General features: G+C 69.8%; 21 protein-coding genes and 3 pseudogenes. 9 read left to right on the top strand and 15 right to left on the bottom strand.

Annotation, left to right across the window (positions count from 1 at the left end; translation table 11 throughout):
- Positions 1-40 precede the first annotated feature (40 nt).
- From AQ610_RS35035 to AQ610_RS27130, 5 genes and pseudogenes are all read right to left on the bottom strand, one after another.
- Positions 41-247 (bottom strand): annotated as a pseudogene (locus tag AQ610_RS35035) (GNAT family N-acetyltransferase); the annotation flags it as partial.
- A gap of 2 nt (positions 248-249) precedes the next feature.
- Entirely contained in the window at positions 250-1,011 is a 762-nt protein-coding gene (gene fabI / locus AQ610_RS27115) for an enoyl-ACP reductase FabI (protein ID WP_009914633.1), read from the bottom strand.
- 558 nt (positions 1,012-1,569) lie between these two features.
- Positions 1,570-2,667 carry an NADH:flavin oxidoreductase/NADH oxidase gene (locus AQ610_RS27120; protein ID WP_006027610.1) on the bottom strand — a complete coding sequence of 366 codons (1,098 nt, stop codon included), beginning with the start codon at positions 2,665-2,667 and terminating at the stop codon, positions 1,570-1,572.
- A gap of 89 nt (positions 2,668-2,756) precedes the next feature.
- Positions 2,757-3,437, bottom strand: a complete 681-nt coding sequence (locus AQ610_RS27125) for a type 1 glutamine amidotransferase domain-containing protein (protein ID WP_006027611.1) — start codon at positions 3,435-3,437, stop codon at positions 2,757-2,759.
- A 142-nt stretch (positions 3,438-3,579) separates the two neighbouring features.
- Positions 3,580-4,182: a TetR/AcrR family transcriptional regulator gene (locus tag AQ610_RS27130; protein WP_006027612.1), complete on the bottom strand. Its 603-nt coding sequence runs from the start codon at positions 4,180-4,182 to the stop codon at positions 3,580-3,582.
- A 341-nt stretch (positions 4,183-4,523) separates the two neighbouring features.
- Between AQ610_RS27130 and AQ610_RS27140 the strand changes: the two genes are divergently transcribed.
- The 3 genes and pseudogenes from AQ610_RS27140 to AQ610_RS37685 all read left to right on the top strand — a co-directional run.
- Entirely contained in the window at positions 4,524-5,816 is a 1,293-nt protein-coding gene (locus tag AQ610_RS27140) for an MASE1 domain-containing protein (RefSeq protein WP_006027614.1), read from the top strand.
- Between the two features lie 13 nt (positions 5,817-5,829).
- Positions 5,830-6,645, top strand: a complete 816-nt coding sequence (locus AQ610_RS27145; RefSeq protein ID WP_006027615.1) for an alpha/beta hydrolase — start codon at positions 5,830-5,832, stop codon at positions 6,643-6,645.
- Positions 6,588-6,906 (top strand): annotated as a pseudogene (locus AQ610_RS37685) (Rossmann-fold NAD(P)-binding domain-containing protein); the annotation flags it as partial. The gene AQ610_RS27145 and the pseudogene AQ610_RS37685, both read left to right, overlap by 58 nt.
- 85 nt (positions 6,907-6,991) lie before the next feature.
- Here AQ610_RS37685 and egtD read toward each other — a convergent pair.
- The 4 genes from egtD to AQ610_RS27165 form a co-directional block, all read right to left on the bottom strand.
- Positions 6,992-7,966, bottom strand: coding sequence for an L-histidine N(alpha)-methyltransferase (egtD, locus tag AQ610_RS27150; protein ID WP_006027617.1), 975 nt, complete (start codon positions 7,964-7,966; stop codon positions 6,992-6,994).
- 4 nt (positions 7,967-7,970) lie between these two features.
- Positions 7,971-9,206 (bottom strand): ergothioneine biosynthesis protein EgtB, encoded by a 1,236-nt coding sequence (egtB, locus tag AQ610_RS27155; protein ID WP_006027618.1) that lies wholly within the window; start codon positions 9,204-9,206, stop codon positions 7,971-7,973.
- Between the two features lie 163 nt (positions 9,207-9,369).
- Entirely contained in the window at positions 9,370-9,750 is a 381-nt protein-coding gene (locus AQ610_RS27160; RefSeq protein WP_006027619.1) for a DUF427 domain-containing protein, read from the bottom strand.
- 170 nt (positions 9,751-9,920) lie between these two features.
- Positions 9,921-10,100, bottom strand: coding sequence for a hypothetical protein (locus AQ610_RS27165; protein WP_009914628.1), 180 nt, complete (start codon positions 10,098-10,100; stop codon positions 9,921-9,923).
- Between the two features lie 180 nt (positions 10,101-10,280).
- On the opposite strand from AQ610_RS27165, the gene alr reads away from it, so the two are divergent.
- On the top strand, positions 10,281-11,405 hold the full coding sequence (gene alr, locus AQ610_RS27170; RefSeq protein WP_006027621.1) for an alanine racemase: 1,125 nt from the start codon (positions 10,281-10,283) through the stop codon (positions 11,403-11,405).
- 118 nt (positions 11,406-11,523) lie between these two features.
- On the opposite strand, the gene AQ610_RS27175 is transcribed toward alr, so the two are convergent.
- Positions 11,524-12,318, bottom strand: coding sequence for an enoyl-CoA hydratase (locus tag AQ610_RS27175; RefSeq protein WP_006027622.1), 795 nt, complete (start codon positions 12,316-12,318; stop codon positions 11,524-11,526).
- A gap of 380 nt (positions 12,319-12,698) precedes the next feature.
- Between AQ610_RS27175 and AQ610_RS27180 the strand changes: the two genes are divergently transcribed.
- Complete coding sequence (locus tag AQ610_RS27180) at positions 12,699-13,052, top strand: hypothetical protein (RefSeq protein ID WP_041862062.1); 354 nt, start codon at positions 12,699-12,701, stop codon at positions 13,050-13,052.
- Between the two features lie 378 nt (positions 13,053-13,430).
- On the top strand, positions 13,431-14,228 hold the full coding sequence (locus AQ610_RS27185) for a cysteine hydrolase family protein (protein ID WP_009914622.1): 798 nt from the start codon (positions 13,431-13,433) through the stop codon (positions 14,226-14,228).
- On the opposite strand, the gene AQ610_RS27190 is transcribed toward AQ610_RS27185, so the two are convergent.
- From AQ610_RS27190 to AQ610_RS27205, 3 genes and pseudogenes are all read right to left on the bottom strand, one after another.
- Entirely contained in the window at positions 14,161-15,363 is a 1,203-nt protein-coding gene (locus AQ610_RS27190; RefSeq protein ID WP_006027625.1) for a porin, read from the bottom strand. The genes AQ610_RS27185 and AQ610_RS27190 overlap by 68 nt on opposite strands.
- A 775-nt stretch (positions 15,364-16,138) precedes the next feature.
- Positions 16,139-17,987: pseudogene (locus AQ610_RS38440) on the bottom strand (rhodanese-related sulfurtransferase).
- 165 nt (positions 17,988-18,152) lie between these two features.
- A complete protein-coding gene (locus AQ610_RS27205; RefSeq protein WP_006027629.1) occupies positions 18,153-18,752 on the bottom strand; it encodes a cysteine dioxygenase family protein in 600 nt (199 codons plus the stop codon).
- A 62-nt stretch (positions 18,753-18,814) separates the two neighbouring features.
- Here AQ610_RS27205 and AQ610_RS27210 point away from each other — a divergent pair, with 62 nt between their 5' ends.
- On the top strand, positions 18,815-19,798 hold the full coding sequence (locus tag AQ610_RS27210; RefSeq protein WP_015602488.1) for a LysR family transcriptional regulator: 984 nt from the start codon (positions 18,815-18,817) through the stop codon (positions 19,796-19,798).
- 151 nt (positions 19,799-19,949) lie between these two features.
- On the opposite strand, the gene AQ610_RS27215 is transcribed toward AQ610_RS27210, so the two are convergent.
- Positions 19,950-21,260, bottom strand: a complete 1,311-nt coding sequence (locus AQ610_RS27215) for an acyl-CoA dehydrogenase family protein (protein WP_144411877.1) — start codon at positions 21,258-21,260, stop codon at positions 19,950-19,952.
- A gap of 186 nt (positions 21,261-21,446) precedes the next feature.
- The gene (locus tag AQ610_RS36520) at positions 21,447-21,596 is read right to left on the bottom strand and encodes a hypothetical protein (protein ID WP_156436742.1); all 150 of its coding nucleotides are present in this window, start codon (positions 21,594-21,596) and stop codon (positions 21,447-21,449) included.
- On the opposite strand from AQ610_RS36520, the gene AQ610_RS27220 reads away from it, so the two are divergent.
- Together AQ610_RS27220 and AQ610_RS27225 are read left to right on the top strand one after the other, a co-directional pair.
- Complete coding sequence (locus AQ610_RS27220; RefSeq protein WP_006027632.1) at positions 21,580-22,665, top strand: LLM class flavin-dependent oxidoreductase; 1,086 nt, start codon at positions 21,580-21,582, stop codon at positions 22,663-22,665. The genes AQ610_RS36520 and AQ610_RS27220 overlap by 17 nt on opposite strands.
- 91 nt (positions 22,666-22,756) lie before the next feature.
- Complete coding sequence (locus tag AQ610_RS27225; RefSeq protein ID WP_006027633.1) at positions 22,757-23,599, top strand: class II aldolase/adducin family protein; 843 nt, start codon at positions 22,757-22,759, stop codon at positions 23,597-23,599.
- The last annotated feature ends 23 nt before the right edge of the window (positions 23,600-23,622 follow it).

Raw genomic sequence — 23,622 nt, forward strand, 5'->3', positions numbered from 1 at the left:
GCGCGCCGGCGCGGCGGCCGACCGTCGCGCGCGGCCGGGTTCAGCGCAGCGTTTTCGTCATGAACACGCGGCTCGTGCCGGGCGGATCGCACGGCACCTCGCCGAAGCGGCGCCAGCCGAACTTTTCGTGGAACGCGGGCGCCTGGCCGCTGATCACGTAGAGCACGGCCGCGCCGCAGCCGCGCTTGCGCGCTTCGTCCTCGGCGAGCCGCAGAATTTCGCTGCCGACGCCTTCGCCGAGCAGCGCCGTCAGCCGACGACGTGATAGCCGCCGTCGATGTACTCGACGTTGCCCGTCAGCGCGGCTGCGTCGTCGCTCGCGAGGAACGCGGCGACCTGGCCGACGTCGTCGATGTCGACGAGACGATGGCCGGGCGTGCGCTCGCGAACGCGTTCGAGCAGCGCGTCGAAGCGATCGATGCCCGATGCGGCGCGCGTCTTCAGCGGCCCGGGCGACAGCGCGTGCACGCGGATGCGCCGCGGCCCGAGCTCGGCGGCGAGATAGCGCACCGAGCTCTCGAGCGCCGCCTTCACGGGCCCCATCAGGTTGTAGTCCTCGACCGCCCGCTCGGCGCCGTAGAACGTGACCGTCAGCAGGCAGCCGCCGTTCGCCATCAGCGGCTCGGCGAGATGCGCGACGCGGATGAACGAATGGCACGACACGTCCATCGCCATCGCGAAACCCGCCTGCGAGCAGTCGGTCACGCGGCGATGCAGGTCTTCCTTCGGCGCGTACGCGATCGAGTGCAGCACGAAGTCGAGCTGCCCCCACTCTTGCGCGATGCGCGCGAACACGCCTTCGAGCCGGCCGGGCTCGCGCACGTCGCACGGCACGACGAGCCGGCTGTCGAGACGCTCCGCGAGCGGCCGCACATAAGGCTCGGCCTTCTCGTTCAGGTACGTGATCGCGAGCTCGGCGCCCTGCTCGCGCATGATCCGCGCGCAGCCGAACGCGATGCTGCTTTCGTTTGCGATGCCGATGATCAAGCCACGCTTGTGCTGAAGTCGCATTGGGATCTCCTTCGACGGTCGTTCGACGGGGGCAGGCGGCACGCGGAATCGCGCGGTGCGGTTCGGGTTGCGCGAGGATGCGCGAGTGCGGCGCATTCACGCCGTGAATGCCCGGCTGCGGTTCATGTTCGCGGGCAGGCGGCCTCGCGCCGCTCGCCCGAAAACTGTCGGCGATCGATGCGGACCAGGAGTTGATCGATATCAATCGGAGAGCGAAACGTGCGCCGCATTTCGCCGGCTGAATGCGGCTCGCGATTCATTGCAGAAAGATGACGCGCCGAGCGCGACGCGCAATATCGGGCCGGCAATTTCATTCCAGGCGGACGACATCGCACCGTCCGCCTTCTACGGAACCGCCCACGCAATGACGACGCCGATCGGACATGGGAGGCTCTCCACGCACCCGCGCGAACCTCATGCGCGGCGGCATGGCATGCAGCAGACCGGCAACGAACATACGGCATCACGCATTCGAAGCCGCGGCCGCCAACGCGCTTGATGCGCACGCACGAACGCCTCGCCGCCTCGACACCGACGAAGCGCCGGCGCGTCACGCCGTCACGCCGCGCGATAACGCTCGAGCCAATGCGCATACGGCGCGGGCAGCGTCCAGGACGCGCGATCGACGCCGAGCTCGAGCGCCGCGCGATACGGCCAGTGCGGATCGGCGAGATGCGCGCGGCCGACCATCACGAGATCGAGCTGCCCGTCGCGGACGACGCGCTCCGCGAGCGCCGGCGCATCGATCCCCCACGCGGACGCGACGGGCAGTTGCGCTTCGCGGCGCACCCGCTCCGCAACGGGCGCGAGAAACGCGGGGCCCCACGGAATGCGCGCGTCCGGCGTCGAGAAGCCGATCGTCACGCTCAGCAGGTCGAGCCCCTCCCGCTTGAAGCGCTTCGCGAGCCCGATCGATTCGGCGAGCGTCTCCTCGTCGCGGCCGTCGTACTCGATCACGCCGAAGCGCGCGGTGAGCGGCAGACGCTCGGGCCACACCTCGCGCACGGCCGCGAGCGTCTCGACGAGAAAGCGCCCGCGGTTCTCCGCCGAGCCGCCGTACGCGTCGGTGCGCCGGTTCGAATGCACCGAGAAGAAACTCTGCGCGAGATAGCCGTGCGCGAAATGCAGCTCGAGCCATTCGAAGCCCGCGTCGAGCGCGCGCTTTGCGGCCGCCGCGTAATCGGCCTTCACGCGCGCGATGTCGTCCGCTGTCATCTCGCGCGGCGCCTTCGGCAGATGCGCGCCGTACGGCACCGCCGACGGCGCGATCGTCTGCCAGCCGCGCACGTCGCCCGCGGCGATGTGGTCGTCGCCTTCCCACGGCCGGTTCGCGCTCGCCTTGCGCCCCGCGTGCGCGAGCTGGATGCCGGGCACCGCGCCCGCTGCCTTGATCGCGTCGACCGAGCGCGCGAACGCGGCGGCCTGCCCGTCGTTCCAGAGGCCGGTGCAGCCCGGCGTGATGCGGCCTTCCGGCGACACCGCGGTCGCCTCCGCGATCACGAGCCCCGCGCCGCCGCGCGCGACGCCCGCGAGATGCACGTGATGCCATTCGTTCGGCACGCCGTCCTCGGCGACGTACTGACACATTGGCGGCACCGCGATGCGGTTGCGCAGCTTGATGTCCTTCAGTTGAAACGGTTCGAACAACGCGGCCATCTACGACTCCTTCGGTATTCGTGTTGCGGTCGGTGGGGTGACTCGGGTGATGCTGCGATTGCGATCTGAGCGGCCGCCCGCGCCGCGCGTCACGCCTTGAGCAGATCGAGCAGCGCTTCGGCAACCGGCTCCGACGACGCCGGGTTCTGCCCGGTGACGAGCAGCCCGTCGACGACGACGTGCGGCGCCCAGTCGGCCGCGCGCGAGTAGCGGCCGCCGTTCGTCTTCAGCATGTCCTCGACGAGGAACGGCACGACCTCGGTGAGCTCGACGGCCGCCTCCTCGCTGTTCGAGAAGCCCGTGACGTTGCGGCCCTTCACGAACGGCTCGCCCGACGGCCCCTTCACGTTGCGCAGCACGCCGGGCGCATGGCAGACGGCCGCGACGGGCTTGTTCGTCGCAATCGCGCGCTCGATCAGCGCGATCGAATGACGGTCCTCGGCGAGGTCCCACAGCGGGCCGTGGCCGCCGGGGTAGAACACCGCGTCGTAATCGTCGATCGACACGCCGGCGAGCCTGCGCGTCGACGCGAGCGCGGCCTGCGCTTCGGAATCCTTGTCGAAACGGCGCGTCGCGTCGGTCTGCAACGCCGGATCGCTGCTCTTCGGATCGACGGGCGGCAACCCGCCGCGCGGCGACGCGAGCGTGAGCTCGGCGCCGGCGTCCTGCAGCGCGTAGTACGGCGCGGCCAGTTCCTCGAGCCAGAAACCGGTTTTCTTGCCGGTCGTGCCGAGTTCGTCGTGCGAAGTGAGAACCACGAGAATCTTCATCTGAATGCCCTCCTTGGAGTCTTGAGAATCAGGCGGCGCGGCCTGGGCGGACCCGCTATTAGACCAGTCGTCTACAAAATGGCCGCAAAAAACGCGGCGGCGCGATTTCCATCTTCCGCGCCGCCGCGCATGACATTCGTGTTCAGCGCGCTCCCGGCAGACCGAGGATGCGGCGCGTGCTCGCCATCGCGACCGCGAGCGGCTCGCCGCTGCGCCGGATCTTTTCGATCAGCGTCGCGCCGACCCACAGCTCGTACAGCATCGCGGCCGTCTGCTGCGCATCGAGGTCGACCTTCAGCGAACCGTCGTCGAACGCCGCCGCGATGCACGCGGCGAGCCGCGCGACGATCTGCGACGTGCCGCGCTCGAGCGCCGCGCGCATCGCCTCCGACAGATCGCAGACCTCGGCGCCGAGCTTGACGACGAGGCACTTGCCTTCCGGGTCGTTGCCCGTCTGCATCTGCTGCCATTGGGTCCAGTAGCGCATCAGCCGGTCGATCGCGGCGCCGGAGCCGCGCACGAGCAACTCGTCGAGGTGCGCGAGGTAGTCGTCGAAATACGATTCGAGGATCGACTCGCCGAACGCCTCCTTCGACCCGAAATAATGGTAGAACGACCCCTTCGGTACGCCGGCCGCCGCCAGAATCTCGTTCAGGCCGACGCCCGTGAAGCCCTTGCAGAGCATGATGGGCTTGGCGGTGTCGAGGATGTGCTGCCGGACGTCGGCGGTGGTTGCGGCGTTCATGGGGGTGGATGATAACGCGGAATTAGACCGGTCGTCTAGTAACGGAACCAGCCCTGGGCGCGGCATGGAATGCGCCCGAAAGCGCGGTCGACCGGTCGCGCGACGCGCGTCGTCGTCGACGGCGACGGCGACGGCGACGCGCGATCTTTCGCCACGCCACCCCGGCATCGGCGCGCCGATGCCCCGATACCGCAACGCCTCACGCCCCCTTCGGTATTCCAACGCGCGTGACGCACGCATATCATTCGCGCATCGCGCATCCGCAGGGCCAGCGGCGCGCGCCGGCTCCGACGAACGAACCGGCGCGCTCGCCTGCGCGGCGCAGCACACAGGAATCCTAGATGAACACCAAGCGTTCCCGGACGGAACTCGTCGCCGCGCTGCTCTGGGCGGCGCTGTATCTCGCGAGCGGCTATCTCTCGCACGCGCTCAACGGTCCCGTCCGGATGACGGGCTACATCTGGCTGCCGGCCGGCGTGACGATCGGCGCATTCATGTTGCGGCCCGTGCGCGAATGGCCGATGCTGGCCGCCGCGTTCCTCGTCGCGCAGCTCGCGCTGACGGGCATCGAGCACGGCAACCTGTTCAACGCGGCGCTGTTCGCGATCGACGAGGTCGGCGCGGCCGCGCTCGCGGTAGGGTTCGTGCGGCGCATCCGTTTCTCGCTCGAAGGCCTGTATTTCCTGCGCTCGGTGATCCTCGCCGGCGTGATCGCGGGCGTGCTCGGCGCGATCGGCGGGGCGGCCTGGTACACGGTCGTCAACGGCGCGTCGTTCGTCGGTGTCGGCCTCGTGTGGGCGGCGTCCGATTTCGTCGGCGTGCTGCTCGTCACGCCGGTGCTCGCGTCGTGGTCGCGCTTTCGCGCGCACCGCTCGGGCGATCACGAGCGCTTCGACCTGATGCTCGGCGTCGTCGCGTTCGCACTGGTCGTGATCGGCGCCTTCGCGATCTTCGACGGCGACAGTGCGTCGAAATTCGGCGTCGGCCCGGGCTTCGCGATGACCTACATCCCGCTGTTCCTGACTGTCGCGGTGACGCTGCTGCTGGGCGGCCGCGCGGGCTCGTCGTCGGTGCTCGCGCTCGCGCTGATCGTGATCATGCAGACCGCGCAGGGTGACGGCCCGTTCGCGTCGCTCGACGCGCATCACGGCCGTTCGCTGCTCGAGGCGCAGCTCTATCTCGCGGTCGCGTCGCTGCTGGTGCTGGCGGTGAGCACGCTGAAAACGACGCGCGAGCGCGTGCGCGAACATGCGGCGGTGCTGCAGAACAACATGGAGCTCGCGCTCGCGAGCGCCGGCCAGATCGCGTACGTGCTCGATCCGCCATCCGGGCGGATCGACTGGAGCGGCGACATCGAGCGCGTATTCGGCGTCGGCGTCGACGCCGCGCAGATCGCGAGCGTACCGCTCGTGCTCGAACGCGTGCATCCCGGCGACCGCGACGCGCTGCGCGACTACTGGCGCGCCGAGATCGCGGGCGAGGATCGCGCGCCGCTGTCGCTGCGCGTCGTGCAGCGCGACGGCGGCACGCAGACGATCACCGATCACGGCGCGCCGCTGCTCGATTCGAACGTCGACGTGGCGCTCGTCGCGGGCGTCTGGCAGATCGAGCGCGTGTGGCCGGCGGACGAATGAGCGAGCGGGCGTCATGACCGGCCAAACGGGCATTCTGCTGATCCACGGGCTCGGCGGGACACAGTACGATCTCGGCTCGCTGCACAAGGCGATGCGCCGGGCGGGCGGCGATACGCACATGATCACGCTGCCGGGGCACGGCACGCGCCCCGAGGATCTCGTCGACGTGCGCGCGGAAGCGTGGCTCGACGCGGTCACCGCGCAGTATCGCGCGCTCGAGCGCGAGTACGACACCGTGCATGTCGCGGGCATGTGCATGGGCGCGCTCGTCGCGCTGCTGCTGTGTCAGCGCGTGCGGCACACGCGCGGGCGGCTCGCCCTGCTGGCCACGCCGATGTTCATCGACGGCTGGTCGACGCCCTGGTATCGATCGCTGCGACATCTGCTGTATCGCGTGCCCGGCGTGTCGGAGCGGCTGCGCGTCGACGAGGACGAGCCGTTCGGCATCAAGAATCCGACGATTCGCGCGATCGTGAAGAAGAAGTTCGAACGTCAGGACAACTTTCATTATCCGTGGGTGCCGCTTGCCTGCATTCGCCAGGTCGACCGGATGCGGAACTGGGCGCGCGCGGCCACAGCCGACACGCACTGCCCGACGCTCGTGCTGCATGCGCGCGAGGACGAGCTGACGAGCCTGCGCTCGGCGGACTTCCTGCTGAAGAACATGCCCGACGCGCGCGGGATCGTGCTGGAGAACAGCTACCACATGATCTGCGCGGACAATGATCGCGACGAAGTCGCCCGGCAGGTGCTGACGTTTTTCGGCTTCGATCCGTCGCATGCGGTGAGCCCGGCGATGGCGCGCAGGATGGGGCGAGTCGATCCGTGAGCACGATCGGGCCGCCGCGCTCCCTCCCGGATTACGACGCTATCTTCGATCCCATCCGCCAAGCCCGAGAGGAGAAAAGCAGCAAGCAACCGGGCGATCCCGAAAAAGCAGCGCGCGATGCTCGCCGCGATTGCCGCTGACCGCCCTCCCGCACATCTTTTGCCCGGTAGCGATGCACTCGGGCTCGTGCGCGACAGGTTGTTGGCATTGGCGGACAAGATCCGTGCGTGGGAGGCTGTGACGGTCTCGACGGGCGGCTGACGCTCGCCGGAGCCGGGGGCTGCCGAGCCCCTCCGGCTCCGGAAAGGCGCGGTGCGCAATCATGATGCGGCAGTCCGCTACCGCCTCACCCGCGACTCTCGAGCCAATGCACGCTGAACAACCGCGCATCGTCGATCCACACCGTCCCCGGCGTGAACCCCGCCGCCTGCGCGAGCGCGCGAAACCCGTCGACCGTGAACTTGTGCGAGTTCTCGGTATGCAGCGTCTCGCCCGCCTCGAACCGGAACGCGTAGCCCGCCACGCGCACCGTCTGCGCGCGCCGGCTCACGAGATGCATCTCGATGCGCTGATGGTCGACGTCATAGAACGCGCGATGCGCCCACGCGTCGAGCGCGAAATCCGCGCCCAGCTCGGCGTTCGCACGCTCGAGCAGATTCAGGTTGAACGCAGCCGTCACGCCCGCCGCATCGTTGTACGCGCGATGCAGGATCGACACGTCCTTCACGAGATCGACACCGATCAGCAGCCCGCCGCCCTCGAGCAGCGAAGCCGCGCGCCGCAGGAACGCCGAAGCCTCGTCCCGCGAGAAATTGCCGATCGTCGAGCCGAGGAAGCAGCCGACACGCCGCCCATTCACCCGCTCGATCGCGCGCAATTGCTCGGACTGCAGATAATCGGCGACGACGGGCTGCACGTCGAGCCACGGATACGCGTCGCGCAACGCGGCGGCCGACTGCGCGAGATGCTCGGCCGAGATGTCGACGGGCAGATAGCGCACGGGCGGATTCGACGCCGCGCACGCGTCGAGCAGCACGCGGATCTTCGACAGCGACCCCGCGCCGAATTCGATCAGGTTCGCGTCGCGGCCGATCTGCGCGGCGATCTCGTGCGCGCGGCGCTTCAGGATCGCGAGCTCGGTGCGCGTCGGATAGTACTCGGGCAGCTCGCAGATGCGGTCGAACAACGCGGAACCCGCCGCGTCGTAGAAATATTTCGGCGCGATGCTGCGCGGCGAGCGGCGCAGCCCCGCGAGCAGATCATGGCCGAACGCGCTGTCGCGCATCGTGTCGATCGCCACGCCCGCGGCGGCTTCATCCATCCGTTCAGAGATCTCTCGCAAGACGCACTCCCGTGAATTGCCAGCGCGCGGCCGGCGGAAAGAAGTTTCGATACGTCGCGCGCGCATGCCCGGGCGGCGTCGCGGCGCTGCCGCCGCGCAGCACCTGCTGCCCGACCATGAACTTGCCGTTGTATTCGGCCGCGACGCCCGCCATCGGGCGAAAACCCGGATACGGGTCGTACGACGAGCGCGTCCATTGCCACGCGCAGCCCGTCATCTGCGCGATGCCCGGCGCGTCGAACGCCGCCTCCCATTCGGCCTCGGTCGGCAGCCGCGCGCGCGCCCATTCGGCGTACGCGGCCGCTTCGTAGAAGCTCACGTGCGACACGGGCGCGTCGCGCATCAGCGGCCGCAGGCCGCCCAAGCCGAACTCGCGCCAGCCGAGCCCTTCGCCGCCGTCGGACGCGATCCAGTAGAGCGGCGCCTTCCACCCTTCGCGCTGCGCGATCGCCCAGCCGTCGGACAGCCAGAACTCCGGGCGCGCGTAGCCGCCGTCGTCGATGAACGCCGCGTATTCGCCGTTCGTCACGAGCCGGTCCGCGATCTCGTGCGGATGCAGCATCGTCCGATGGCGCGGCCGTTCGTTGTCGAACGAAAAGCCGCGGCCGTCGTGGCCGATCTCGACGATGCCGCCCGGCCGCGGCAGCCAGCGCATCGCGCCGTTCGTGCGCCGCGCATCGGCCGAAGGCGTCGCGTCGCCGCTTCGATACGCGGGCAGCAGCGGATTCAGCGAGAACGCATGCAGGATGTCCGTCAGGATCAGCTCCTGGTGCTGCTGCTCGTGATGCAGGCCGAGCGTGATCTCCGGCTCGATCGCGATCAGCGTTGGCAGATCGGACGTGCGCAGCAGGCCGAGCAGCGCGTCGTCGACGTGACGCCGATAGCGATGCACGTCGTCCAGCGACGGACGCGACAGCATTCCGCGCTGCGGCCGCGCATGGCGCGGGCCGAGCGCTTCGTAATACGAATTGAAGAGATACGGATAGCGCGAATCGAACAGCTTGTAGCCGCGCGCATGCCGCGCGAGGACCACGGTCTCGAAGAACCATGTCGTGTGCGCGAGATGCCACTTCGTCGGACTCGCGTCCGGCATCGATTGCAGCGCCTGGTCCTCCGCGGACAACGGCTCCGCGAGCTCGACGCTGTATCGGCGCACGTCCGTGAAGCCGCGCGCGAGGTCCGACGCGAGACTGCGCGCCGTTTCTTCGTTCTTCGTCATGTGCATCGTCCCGACTGGATGGCTCGCCCGCGCGCCGTGCAACGCGCCCGTGAACCCATGTAACAAAGAATAGGACACGCGCGCGGCGTCGCGACCGCGATCGCGACGCCGCGCGCGCACCGCTTTCGCGGCGCACCCCGTTGGCGTGATGAATGTTTCGGCGTCAGCCGATCTTGATCGAGTCGACGCGATCCGGATAGAACGCGAGATGGCCGGCGATCTGCCTGACCGCGTCGTGCGGCGTTTCGTACGACCAGATCGCATTGACGCCGCGCTCGCCGGCGCCCTTGATGCTGTAGTAGGACGCGTCGCCCTTGTACGGGCAGTGGCTCTCGTGCGTCGTGCGTTCGAGTCGCGCGAGATCGACGTCCTTGCGCGGCACGTACTGCACCGGCGGATACGACGCCTCGCGCAGCGTGAGCGCGTCGCGCGTGTCGGCGAGCGTGTGGCCGGCCGCCTTGACGACGACGCGCTCGCCCGTCGCCTCGATCGTGATCGGATGGTCCGGGCCAGGAACCTTGACTGTATGACTTGACTCAGTCATGAAAGCGCCTCCGGTTGCAAAACACGTCGGATGTCGGGCACATCGTACGCCGCTGCGGCGCGGCGGACGACGCGCGAGCCGCGAATTCTGAAGTTCCGGCGAACGAACAATCCTCGTTGCAGACGCGGTTAATTGCAAGGTGTACGGCGCTCGAAAGCAGCGCGCGCGATTCATCCGATCTCGCGTGCGCGCAGATTCCATTCCCATTTGCCGAAAGCGTCCGGCTGGTCGACGATGCGCGTCGCCCTTTTTGCATGGACCGTCTCGCGCGGCGAGGTTCCCCGGTCTTCGTTCACATGCAACGAACCGTTCGCGCGCGCAACGCCGCGCCAACCGCGTGCCGCGCTCATCAATTTTTACTGAAATTACGACAAATACATTAAATAAAACCATCGCCAAGCACATACCATAGCGGCCAACACTGGCTATGGCGTTTCACACGGCGGATATTCACCGAACGGGCGCCTCCGTTTCATCCTCGCGACGCGTCGCACACGTGCGCGCGCCGCCTTGACTTCGCAGAGAGATTCATGCCCCGCCCCATCGTCGCCCGCATTCACCCCGACGCCGTCGCGCACAATCTTGCAATCGTCCGGCAAAAAGCGCCGAGCTCGCGCGTCTGGTCAGTCGTCAAGGCGAACGCCTACGGTCACGGCATCGAGCGCATCTATCCGGCGCTCGCCGGCGCGGACGGCATCGCGCTGCTCGACCTCGACGAAGCGGTGCGCGTGCGCGAGCTCGGCTGGACGAAGCCCGTGCTGCTGCTGGAAGGCATCTTCGACGCGGCGGACGTCGAGACCGCGGATCGCTATCGGCTGACGGTCGCCGTGCATGGCGACGAGCCCTTGAAGCTGCTGACGTCGTCGAAGACGGCGCGCCCGATCGACATCCAGTTGAAGATGAACTCCGGGATGAACCGGCTCGGCTATCGTCCGGACGCGTTCCGCGCCGCGTGGGAACGCGCGGCCACCGCGCCGTCGATCGGCCGCATCGCGCTGATGATGCATTTCGCGAACGCCGACGACGGCGAGATCGACTGGCAGATGAGCATGTTCGACGCCGCGACGGACGGCCTGCCCGGCGAGCGCACGCTGTCGAACTCGGCCGCCGTGCTGTGGCATCCGCGCGCGCACCGAGACTGGGTGCGGCCCGGCACGATCCTGTACGGCGCGTCGCCGACGGGCGCGACCCGCCACGTCGCGGACGTGCCGCTGCGGGCCGCGATGACGGTCACGAGCCGGATCATCGGCGTGCAGACGCTGTCGCCGGGCGAGACGGTCGGCTACGGGCGCCGCTTCGCGGCCGGGCGCGCGATGCGCATCGGTGTCGTCGCGTGCGGCTATGCGGACGGCTACCCGCGCCACGCGCCCACCGGCACGCCGATCGCGGTGGACGGCGTGCGCACGCAAGTCGTCGGTCGCGTGTCGATGGACATGCTGACCGTCGACCTCACGCCGTGCCCGAACGCGGGCGTCGGCTCGACGGTCGAGCTGTGGGGCGAGCAGGTGCGCGTCGACGACGTCGCGCAAGCCGCGGGCACGATCGGCTACGAGCTGATGTGCGCGCTCGCGCGGCGCGTGCCGGTCGTCGTCGATCCGTATCCCGCCGCCACCGCGCACGCGGAGCCCGCACGGACCGGGAGCCACGGGCGCTGAGCGGAGCATGGGCCGGCGCTTCTACGCGTCGCCGCATCGGCTCGCACGATCCCACGGGCGCCGCATGCGACGCCCGTGGGCGGCCGCCCCGCGCGCGGCATGCGCATGCACCCGCCGCTCACGTCCGCCAGCGCGGCGGCCGCTTGTCGAGAAACGCGTCGATGCCCTCGCCCGCGTCCGCTTCCATCATGTTGCGCGCCATCACGTCGGACGCATACGCGTATGCATCGTCGAGCGGCATCTGCCGCTGCCGGTAGAACATCGCCTTGCCGTAGCGCACCGCGGCCGGGCTCTTCGACACGATCGCCGCGACCGTGCGCGCGACGGCCGCGTCGAGCGCGTCCGCCGGCACCGCCTCGTTGACGAGGCCCCAGCCGACGGCCGTCGCCGCGTCGATGAAGCGCCCGGTGACGAGCATGTCGAACGCGCGCTTCGCGGATACGTTGCGCGACAGCGCGACCGCGGGCGTCGCGCAGAACAGCCCGACGTCGATGCCGGACACCGCGAAGCGCGCCGTGTCGGCAGCGATCGCGAGATCGCAGGACGCGACGAGCTGGCAGCCCGCCGCCGTCGCGATCCCGTGCACGCGCGCGACGACGGGCATGGGCAGCGCGCGGATCGCCTGCATCACGCGGCTGCATCGGCCGAACAGGTCGCGGTAGTACGCGAGATCGGGCGTGCCGCGCATCTCGCGCAGATCGTGGCCCGCGCAGAACGCGCGGCCTTCGGCGGCGAGCACGACGCAGCGCACGCGCGGATCGCCGGCGAGCGCCGCGAGCTCGCACTGCAACGCGTCGAGCAGCGCCTCCGACAGCGCGTTGAACTGCGACGGCCGGTTCAGGCGCAGCGTCGCGACGCCGTCGCGATCGTCGCGCACGAGCGGCGGCGCGAACGCCTGGCTGGATGGTTCCATGTCTTCCTCCTCGATGGGCACGCTGGGCACACGGTTCGCGCCGGGGCCGGCGCAAGCGTCGCCCGGCGCGTGTCGAACAAAGGTATACCGTATCCCGAACGGATCAAACCGCGTGGCGTCAAGCGATGCGCACGAGCGAATCCGTCGATGCGGCGAAAAACCGACACCGTCCGACGGAGCGCGCCGCGGCAGTGGACATCGTCGGAAAAAGCTGTATATTCATACAGCTCGCGCCGCCGGTTTTCCATGCGAGAATCGCGTGCCGCCGGGCAGCCCGCCGAGCCGCTCGCGTTTCGGCGCGGCGGCCGAGGCGGATCGGGCATCGCGAGACGGGCCACGGAGAAGACATAGTGAAACTGGTTGGATGCGGATTGCTGTTGTTGGCTTTCACAGCCTCGACATTGGCGGGCGAACGCTACGTCGAGATCTGGAATCCGCCCGAAGCGCGCACCGGCTCGAGCACCGGCGCGCGCCACGACCCGCCTGCCCGCAAACCGGCCGCCCCTGCCGCGAAGCGCAAGCGCGTCGCGCCGCACGTCGTCGAGGCGCGGATGCATCATCCGCCCACGGCCGTGAAGATCGCGCCGAAGCCGCGCGCGATCGAGGACGACGCACCGCGCCCCGCACCCGCGCTGCCGTCGCCCGCCGCCCCCGACATCCCCCGCCTGTTCACGCCGGACGGCAACGTGCTGCGCGTCGGCATGCGCGGCTATCGCGCCGACGTCGAGCGCTGACCGAAACGGCGCGTCGCTTCGGCGTCGATTCGGCGTCGGTGTGCATCGGGTATGCATCGGCACGCGCCGCGCCGACAGCCGCGCCGTCACGCCCGGCCCGGCATGTGCGATCGATGCCGCTGCTCGCCCATGCGCGACAGCGCCCGGCCGCCGGCACGACCCGGAACGACGATTGACGCGACGCCCGGCTTCCAGCATGATCGCTCGCATGGCCCACGTCACTTTCACCGCGACTACGACGACCACGACCGCCGATGGCGGGTCGTGAGGTCAGTACGTCGGCTTCGATTCACTCAACGTATTCACCCAAGGCCCCGCCCGCGAAGGACGGGGCCTTGTCGTTTCTCCGTCCGCCGCGGGCAATACCGGAGAAACACGATGAACGCGCCACGCGCCTCACGCCGCGCCCTTCTGATCGTCGACATGCAGCATGGCTTGTTCAACGGCCCCGACCGGCCCCACGCGGGAAGCCGCGTCCTCGATAACATCAACCGGCTGATCGGCAAGGCTCGCGAAGCCGATGCCCCCGTTTTCGCGGCCCGGCACACGGGCCCGCAGGGCTCGCCGATCGCGCCGGGCAGCCCGCTGACCCGGTTGCTGCCCGATCTTGCCGTGCGCGCGAACGTCGACACGCTATTCGACAAGACTCGCCCGAATTGCTTTCTCGGCACTGGCCTGGCGGCCTGGCTCGCCGACGCCGGCATCGACGAACTGGTCGTCACAGGCATGAAAACGGAGTACTGCGTCGACACGACGTGCCGCGCGGCCGCCGATCTGGGTTTCCGGCCGGTGCTGGTCGCCGACGCGCACACTTGCCATGGACACGTCGGCGCTATCCGCTCGCGCGATCATCGAGCATCACAATCTGACGTTGAACGGCGCGTTTGCGACGCTCGAAGACACCGCGAACTGCCGGTTCTGACCAGCGCCGATCGGGCGCGTCCGTCCGATCGCTTGCCCGGACGCGCGGCAAACGCGGCGAGCAGCGCATGCCGCGGCATGCCGCGACGCGAGCGCACGCCGCCACGCCCAAAGCAAACAGCCGGCCCGAAGGCCGGCTGCTCGTGCGACTGCCCGCGCGACGCAAGCGCCGCGCCGACGCGTGCGCTTAGAAGCGGTGGATCAGACCGACGCCGAGGCCCACCTGGCTGCGCGACGATGACGGCGACGTGTTGAAGCCGTCGCCGATCGACGCAGTCGCATCGATGATCTTGCCGCCCGCGAGCGTCTTGCCGTTCGCGCGCTGGTACGCCTCGACCGCATAGAGGCCCGTGCGCTTCGACAGGCTGTAGTACTGCGACAGCGTGAACTGGTGGTACTGCGCGGCGCTCGTGATGCCGTTCGATTGCGTCGCGCGCGTGTACGCGTAGCCGCCCGCGAAATCCCACTGAGCCGACGGCTTGAAGTGCAGCACCGCGCCCGCGGTGTTGAAGATCGCCGTGTTGCGGAACGCCGAGTTCACGCCCGGGATGTACTGCACGTTCGAGTACGACACCGAGACGTCCCACGCGGGCGAGAACTGGTAGCCGGCCGTCACCGCGACGCGCTGCTGCGCCTGCGCGGTCTTGTAGCCGTTGTTGATCGCGGACACGGCCGTCTGCGCGCCGCCGTTCGACGTCGTCGAATTCGCGCCCCAGTCGCCGCCGCCCGACGTCGAGTTGTTCACGCGCTGGAACGCCGCCGCGATGCCGAGCGGACCGTTCATGTACTGGATGCCCGCGCTCCACGTGGAACCGGCGTTCACGCTGCCCGGCTGGCCGCCGAACGCATATGAGCCGCCGAACGTGAAGCCGTAGAACTTCGGCGACAGGTAGACGAGCGAATTGTTCGCGCGATAGCTGGTGTCGAGCGAATCGATGTCGCCCGGATGCGCGCCGAAGTAGCCGGTGAGCCAGGTCGTCGGGCTGTATGGCGACAGCAGCGTGTAGTACGCGGTGTATTGACGGCCGGCCGTCAGCGTACCGTACGTCGGGTTGGTCAGGCCGACCCACGCCTGACGCGTGAAGATGCCGCCCGCGAACTGCGACGTGCCGTTGGCCGTGCTGAAGCCCGATTCGAGCTGGAAGATCGCCTTCGAGCTGCCGCCGAGGTCCTCGCTGCCCTTCAGGCCAAAGCGGCTGCCCGCCCACACGCCCGTCGACATCTTCACGGCCGAGCGGCCGCCTGTCGTCGAGCCGAGCGACGTGCTGCTGCTCTGATACGCGATGCCGTTATCGACGATGCCGTAAAGCGTCACGCTGCTCTGTGCGTGCGCGGTGGCGACAGCCGCCAAACCGACGGCCGTCATCGCGACCGCTGTGCGCTTTTTCATTGATTCTCCGTCCTCAAGAAATTTTTGTGTGGTGTGTCACGCGGCATGGTCTGCCCATGCGGCCGCCATTCTCACCGATCCGGTCGTGTTGCAAAACGAAGAATAAAGATCCGTCGGCTCCGCGCAACGCGGGAATTCACTAACCAGTTAGTTTTAATGCTGCAAGGACAAGGGTTTCGCGGGCGGGCAAGCGGTTGACTGAAACCGGTTCCCCGCGACACGGGATTTACCCGAATTTACATTCACACAGTCCTTCCAGATTGCTTCCAGACAGCTTTCGTGTGACGATTCCGGGCGGCCGGAACCCCGTGCCCGCGGAAGCGAAAACGTGTTCGTTCAATGACCTGGGTGCGGGGCGCGAGTTGCGCAGCGGGAGAAGCGGCGCGTCGGGCGGCCGGGGCGGACGTCGGCGCAGGTGGCGGCGGCGCTTGGGTTCGGGCGCCGGCCCGGCATTGGGCCTCGGCCTTCGCCCCCTTCGAATTGGGCCCCCCGGACTTGCGGCTTCGGACTTCGAACGAAAAACGAATGCATCGGGCCCGAATTCGATGTCGGAGCTTGCCAAACCGGCCTCGGCTGTGCTCGCGAAGCGCAGCCGGCCGATTTTCGGCCAGCGTCGGCTCGCGCCGCATCGTGTCGAACCCGTTGCGCCGCATCGGCCGCGCCCTTCATCGGGTCGCGTCCCTCGCTCGCCCCCTCTCGCCCCTCTCGCCCCCGTCGCACGAAACGATCGCAAGCCTCGCTCAGGTCATCCGCTCATCGCGCGCGCGACGCACGTTCAAAGCACATCGAAGCGGTGCGTGCCGTCGCGCCCGAGCTGCTCGACGAGGCCGAATTCCCAGTCGAGGTACGCCTGCATCGCTTCGGCCGCGTTGCCCGTGCCCTCGTATGGCCGCCGGTAGCGGTCGATGCGCGGCGAGGCCAGCCGCGTCTCGCCGCGCTCGACCGGCAAGCCCGCGGCAAGCCACGCGAGCGTGCCGCCTTCGAGCACGTGAACCGGCGTGCCCGCCGGCAGCAGCGCGCGCAGATCCGCCGCCGCGAACGCGGCCAATTGCCCCGATCCGCACGTCAGCACGTAGCAGCGCGCGCGCGGCATGCGTGTGAGCGCGTCGCGAAGCTGTGCGCGCACCGCATACCATGCGCCGGGAATGTGCCGCTTCACGTAGTTCGTGCTCGCGGTGACGTCGATGACCGCGACGTCGATTGGCGCGTCGTCCGCTCGCTCGCCGGCACGGCGATCCGCATGCCCGCCGCCGCCTTCGCCGGCGATTTCGCGTGCATGCGCGTCCTGCGCGTCCCGTGTGTTCCGCGCGCTCGCATCGCCGTGCGCCGCTTGTCCTTCGGGAAGCCCGTTCGCCGCCGCGCCGGCGTTCGCGTGCGCGCCCGCATGCACGCCCAGCCATTGCGCGAGCGTATCGACCGACACCGTCTCACTCGCCTGCGGCTGCGGCGCGCTCGCGGCCGGCCCCCCTCGCTCCCCGCGCTCGCGCGCGTCGACCGGCTCGACGACGCGCACGTCCCACCCCATCTGCGCGAGCCACGACGCGGTCATGTCGGCGCGCACGCCGTCGTCGTCCGCGAGCACGATCCGCGCGCCGCGCACCGGCGCATGATGGTCGGTCTCCTGCACGAGCTGGCCGCCCGGCGCGCTCGCGAAGCCCGGCAGGTGGCCGGCCGCGTATTCGTCCGGCGTGCGCACGTCGAAGCGATAGAGCGTGCGATCGTCGGCCTCGAGCGCGCGCAGCTCGCTCGACGCAATGCGCGCGACACCCGCGCGCCGCCTGCCGCGCGGCCTCGCGCCGCGCCGCGTCCACCTGCTCGGGAAAGCGCCGCGACGCGCCGTGATCGAGCGTCTGCCCCGCGAGCGTCCAGCCGATCGTGCCGTTGCGCAGCGCGGCGACCGGATTCGGCAGCCCCGCGTTGACGAGCGACTGCGCGCCGATGATGCTGCGCGTGCGCCCCGCGCAGTTCACGATCACGCGCGTCGCCGGATCGGGCGCGAGCTCGCGCACCCGCAACACGAGTTCCGCGCCCGGCACGCTCGTCGCGCCCGGGATGCTCATCGTCTGGTATTCGTCGAAGCGCCGCGCATCGACGATCACGACGTCGGCCCGCGCATCGATCAACTGCTTCACTTCCTGCGCGGACAGCGACGGCGTGTGCCGCTTCGCCTCGACGAGCTCGCCGAACGCCTTGCTCGGCACGTTGACGTCGATGAAGAGCTCGCCGCCCGCCGCCTGCCAGCCGGCGAGCCCGCCTTCGAGCAGATGCACGCGCGTGTAGCCGAGCGACGCGAGTACCGCTGCCGCGCGCGGCGCGAGATCCTCGCCGAGCGCTTCGCCGTAGATCGCGATCGTCGTGTCGCGGCGCGGAATGCGCGTCCATGCGTCGAGTTCGAGCTTCGACAGCGGAAAATTCGCGGCCCACAGCGGATGGCCGCGCGCATATGGGTCTTCCTCGCGCACGTCGATCAACGCGATCTCCGCGCCGGCGAGCAGCGCGGCGCGCACGTCGGCGGCGGATAGCGCCGGCAAGCGCGCGGGTGCGCAATCGCGCGCGTTCGGCAAAGCGGAATCGGCGACGCGATGCGAAGCCGGCGAAGAGGCGGTCACGGAATCGATGGTCATCGGATCAGGCGGCTTCGGAAAAAACGGGAGTGGATGGGCGTCGCGTCGCCGTCGGCGATCGACGCGCGGCAGGGAAAAGACATCGGGCGATCGCGCGCGCCGGCCGCAGCGCGCGCCGCGCGGCGAAGCGCCGCCGACCGATGCACGCGCTCGATCGGCACGCGCTCAATCGGCATGCGAATACCCGGACACGAACGGCTTGCGCGTGCCGTCGTCGCGATAGACCGAGCGCTCGACCGCGCCGATGTCCGCGCCATAGACGTGGATGCTGATCGACACGCGATCGGAGAACGCGTTGCTCACGCGATGGATGTCGCCGATCGACGGCGACACCGCGTCGACGCGCCCCGGCTCGAGCCGCACCGCCTTGCCCGCGGGCAGCGGCCGTCCGTCCGGCGCGAGCGCGTAAGGCTGCGAATACTCGGCGCCGCGCAGCACGCCGATCAGCCCCCAAACGGTGTGGTCGTGGATCGGTGTCGCCTGCCCCGGCCCCCACACGAAGCTCACGACCGAAAAGCGCGCGGCCGGATCGAGATGCAGCAGGAACTGCTGGTAGCGCTCGGGATCGGAACGGGCGTACGCGAGCGGCAGCCAGTCGTCACGCGCGACGAGATCGGCGAGCAGCGCCGCGCCGTCGCGCAGGATGCGCGGCTCGTCCGGGCGCGTGTCGACGAGCCGCTCGAACGCGGCCACGAACGCGCGCAGCGGCACGCTCGCGCGCAACGCAGCCGGAGAGGATTCGTTATGCAAAGAACGCGCGCTCATCGGCAGTCTCTTCGAATATGATTGATCGACATGATGCACCTCGAACTCCATGCAAGACAAACATGAAAATCAGCGACATCGACGCCTATGCCGCCGTGGTCCGCTGCCAGTCGCTGAGCCTGGCCGCGGCCGAGCTCGGCATCACGCAGCCGGCGATCACGCGCCGCGTGCAGAACCTCGAGGAAGCGCTCGGCGTCGAGCTGCTCGACCGCAACACGAAGCCGCCCCGCCCGACCGAGATGGGCTGGCGCGTGCACGACCAATGCCGCGCGGTGCTGCGCGAGATGCGCGCGCTGCGCGAGCTCGCCGCCGAGCCGCTGCCGCCCGCGGGCGCGTTCCGGCTCGGGCTCACGCACGGGATCGGCGAGCTGCTGCTGCTCGATCTGCTCGCGATGCTCGGCGAGCGCTGGCCCGCGCTCGCGCCGCGGGTCGCGACCGGCTGGGGCGGCGCGCTGCTCGATCAGCTCGGCCGTGACGAGCTCGACGCGGCGCTCGTGTTCCTCGCGCGCGAGATCGCGCTGCCGCCGCAAGTCACGGGCGAGCGACTCGTCGGCACGCGGCTCGTCGTTGTTGCGCGCAAGGGCGACTTCCCGCGCCGCAGCTACCGGCTCGCCGACTGCCACGAAGCCGGCTGGGTGCTGAACCCGGACGGCTGCGGATTTCGCGCGGGCCTGAAGCGCGCGCTCGACGCGCAGCGGCTGCCGCTGCGCGTCACGCTCGACACGTATGCGCGCGAGCTGCAATTGCAAAGCGTCGCGAACGGCCTCGGGCTCGGGCTCGCGCCGCTGCCGCTCGTCGAGATCAGCCCGTTGCGCGAGGCGCTCGACATCGTGCCGCTCGCCGACTTCAAGCCGCGGATCGATCTGTGGGCGCTGCGGCGCGTGGACGCCGCGCGGCTCGCCGAGCCTGCCGGCGCGATCGGGCAGCTCGCGCGGGCGCGGTTTCGCACGCTCGGGGATGCGCGCGAGCCGAATGCGGCACGCGCCGCGCGAGCGCCGCGCGAGCGAGTCGGCGGCAGCGCGAAACGGCCGCGCGAGCGGGCCTGAGACGGTCCGAGACGGCCTTGGGCGGAACGTCGCGGCAGCGTCCGTTTTGCGGTTTTGCGCGCACGTCGCGCGATGCGGCGCGGCGCTTCGCTCCCCGCGCGGTTCATCGCGCCGCGCGCCATTCGCTTCGCGTTGCGCTTCGCGAAGCGCATCACCGCGCATCGAGATCGCGATGCGCGGTGAACGCGGCGCGCCCCGCCGCGACGAGTATCGAATCGTTCTGCGGCGTATGAATCCGGCTGCACAGCACGTCGCGATGATGCCGCTCGAGCGGGTTGTGGCGGCTCAGCCCGTGGTTGCCCGATAGCTGCAACGCGAGCTCCGTCACGCGAATCGCGTGGTTCGTCACCGTGAACTTCACGAGCCCGCTCGCGTCGACGCGAAGCGGCGCGCCGGCGTCCGCGCGCGCGGACGCGTCGTCGAGCAGCACGCGGTTCGTCTGCAGCAGCGCGTCGATCTCGCCGACTATTTCCTGCACGCGCGGCAGCGTCGCGAGCGGCGCGCCGAGGCCCGCCGGCGCGCGCTCGCTCGCGAACCCGACGACCCAGTCGCGCGCCGCTTGCGCAACCGCGTCGTACAGGCTGCCAAGCAGCACGATCATCCATGCTTGCTGGTCGGCGTGCGCATCGACGTCGGCCTGGCTCGCGCTCGCCCGCGCCCATTCGTCCGGCGCGCGCAGATCGACTGCGTGATCGAGCGGAATCCGCACGCCGTCGAACACGACTTCGTGGCTGCCCGATGCGCGCAGCCCGAGGTGATTCCAGCTTTCTATCACGCGGATGCCATCGCCGCCCGCGTGCGCGCACGCCGCGTCGCGCGGCACGAGAAACACGCCGACGCGCGGCGGCGCTTCGTCCGTCCGCGCCCACACCGCGAGCCAACGCAGCGCCGGAATGCCGGTGCTGTACAGCTTGTGGCCGCTCACGCGCCAGCCGTCGCCGTCGCGGCGCGCGACGGTCGCGGGCAGCCCGCCGCGCGCGGGCGAGCCGAGCTCGGGCTCGACGCGCAGCGCGTTGATCAGCGCGCCGTCGGCAACCGCGCTCGCGAATACCGCGCGCCGCGCGGACGCCGGCCAGCGGCTGTCAGCGCGGCCGAGCGCGCGATGCTGCAGGTAGGTCATCGTCAGCACGAGCGCGGTCGCCGCGTCCGCGCGCGCGATCGCGGCGACGATCCAGCGCGCGCGGGCGAGCGTCGCGCCGCCCCCGCCGTGCTCGCGCGGCACGGCCTGCGCAATCAGGCCATGCGCGTGCAGCCATTCGAAATGCGCGTGCGGAAAGCTGCCGTCCGCGTCGTGCCGCGCCGCGCGCTCGGCGATGCGCGGAACGAGTTCGGCCAGGCTCGCGGCGAGACCCGCGTCGAGCCGGGCGTCGTCGTTCGCGGCGGTCGCGGATTCAACCGACGCGCGCTCATCGTGCGCGCCGTCCGCGTGCACGGAAGACGATTCAGCCAAAAGAGAAGCCATCTGCGGACATTCCGTCATCGAAACCGATCGCGAGCGAGCCGATCGATCGTCAGAACAGTCAGAAAAGTCAGAAAAAAACCGCCCGGCCGATGCGCGAAGCAGCGCAAACGAACCGGATTGCCCACAGCGTAAGCGCGCCGTCCGGCCCGGCAAACCATGCAAATGCGATATGGTTTCCGGGATTTATTATTTATCCGTTGCATGATCCCGGCGGTAATCTGCGCTCCAGAGTCCCGCCGCGCGCACGCTTTTTCCGGCGCGCGCCGGGCCGGCATCGAACCGCCCGGCCGCGGCCGGGCAACCCGCATCGGAGACCCAGATGAGCGTCGAGATCATCGGCATGATCCAGAGTCAGAAGCAGTCGGAGATCCATCCGCCGACCGGCAACGCGGTCGACCGCGACTATGTCCGCACGTTCGCGCAGGCGCACGAGCGCGCCGGCTTCGATCGCATCCTCGTGCCGCATCATTCGACGGGACCATCGGCGACGCTGACGATCTCGTACGCGGCGGCCGTCACCGAGCGCATTCACTTCATGCTCGCCCACCGCCCAGGCTTCACCGCGCCCACGCTCGCCGCGCGCCAGATCGCGACGCTCGACCAGTTCAGCGGCGGCCGCCTCGCGGTCCACTTCATCTCCGGCGGCTCCGACGACGAGCAGCAGCGCGACGGCGATTTTCTCGACCACGACGCGCGCTACGCGCGCACCGATGAGTATCTGGGCATCCTGCGCCGGATCTGGACCGAGGATCGCCCGTTCGATCACGAAGGCGTTCACTACCGCTTCAGGCAGGCCCATTCGGAAGTGAAGCCCGCGCAGAAGCCGCACGTGCCCGTGTATTTCGGCGGCGCGTCGGAGGCGGCGCTCGCGGTGGCCGGCAAGCACGCGGACGTCTACGCGCTGTGGGGCGAATCACTCGACCAGGTGCGCGAGCTGACGGCGCGCGTGCGCGCCGCGGCGGCCGCGCACGGCCGGCAGGTGCGCTTCTCGGTGTCGTTCCGCCCGATCCTCGCCGCGACCGAGGATGCGGCGTGGGCGCGCGCGCACCGGATTCTCGGCGAGACGCGGCGGCTGCGCGACGCGGCCGGGCTCGGCGCCGGCAGCCCGCAGCAGAGCGAAGGCGCGCGGCGGCTGCTCGCCGCGGCCGCGCACGGCGCGCGCGTCGACAAGCGGCTGTGGACCGAGATCGCGACGCTCACGGGCGCGCGCTCGAATTCGACTGCGCTCGTCGGCACGCCCGAGCAGGTCGCCGACGCGCTCGCCGATTACTACGACCTCGGCGTCACGACGTTCCTGATCCGCGGCTTCGATCCGCTCGACGACGCGATCGATTACGGCCGCGAGCTGATCCCGCGCGTGCGCGCGCTCGTCGCCGCGCGCGACGCGGCCCGCAAGGTTGCTTGAGCGCCGCCCAGGTTCGTCCCGCGCGCCGCCGGCGATCGGGCACGTCGTCGATCAGCCGGTCAGCCAACCAGTTCCCCGAGCCCCCACCGCCATGTCCGCCATCCTGTCCGCCGAAACTCGCCCCGCGTCCGGTCTCACGCTCAATCCGCATCCGCAGCGGAAATTCTGGTTCGATCCGCCCGCGCCGCGCATCGGCGCCGATGCGCAGCGCCGGCATCGGCGCGAGCGGCTCGCCGGCGCATTCCGGCTGTTCGCGCGGCATGGCTTCGATCTCGGCCTCGCCGGCCATATCACCGCGCGCGACCCCGAGCTGACCGACCACTTCTGGGTCAACCCGCTCGGCGTGCATTTCTCGCGGATCAAGGTGTCGGACCTGCTGCTCGTCAATGGCCGCGGCGAAACCGTGATCGGCGAGCGGCCGCTCAACCAGGCCGCGTTCGCGATCCACGCGGCGATCCACGACGCGCATCCGCACGTCGTCGCGGCCGCGCACACGCATTCGACGCACGGCAAGGCATGGTCGACGCTCGGCCGCCCGCTCGATCCGCTGACGCAGGACGCCTGCGTGTTCTTCGAGGATCACGCGCTGTTCGACGACTTCACCGGCATGGTCGTCGACACGAGCGAAGGCGAGCGGATCGCCCGCGCGCTCGCGAAGCCGGACGGCGGCGGCACCGTGAAAGGCGTGATCCTGCGCAACCACGGCATCCTCACCGCCGGGCCGAGCGTCGAGGCGGCCGCGTGGTGGTACATCGCGCTCGATAACGCCGCGCACACGCAGTTGCTCGCCGAGGCCGCGGGCGCGCCGCGCCCGATCGACGCGGCCACCGCGCGCCATACGCACGGCCAGATCGGCGGCCCGGAAGGCGCGCTGCACGCGTTCGAGAGCCTGTACGCGGCGCTCGTCGCCGACGAGCCCGACCTGCTCGACTGAGCGCGCTCGACGCACGGCCGCCG

The sequence above is a fragment of the Burkholderia humptydooensis genome (assembly GCF_001513745.1).
Taxonomy (GTDB): domain Bacteria; phylum Pseudomonadota; class Gammaproteobacteria; order Burkholderiales; family Burkholderiaceae; genus Burkholderia; species Burkholderia humptydooensis.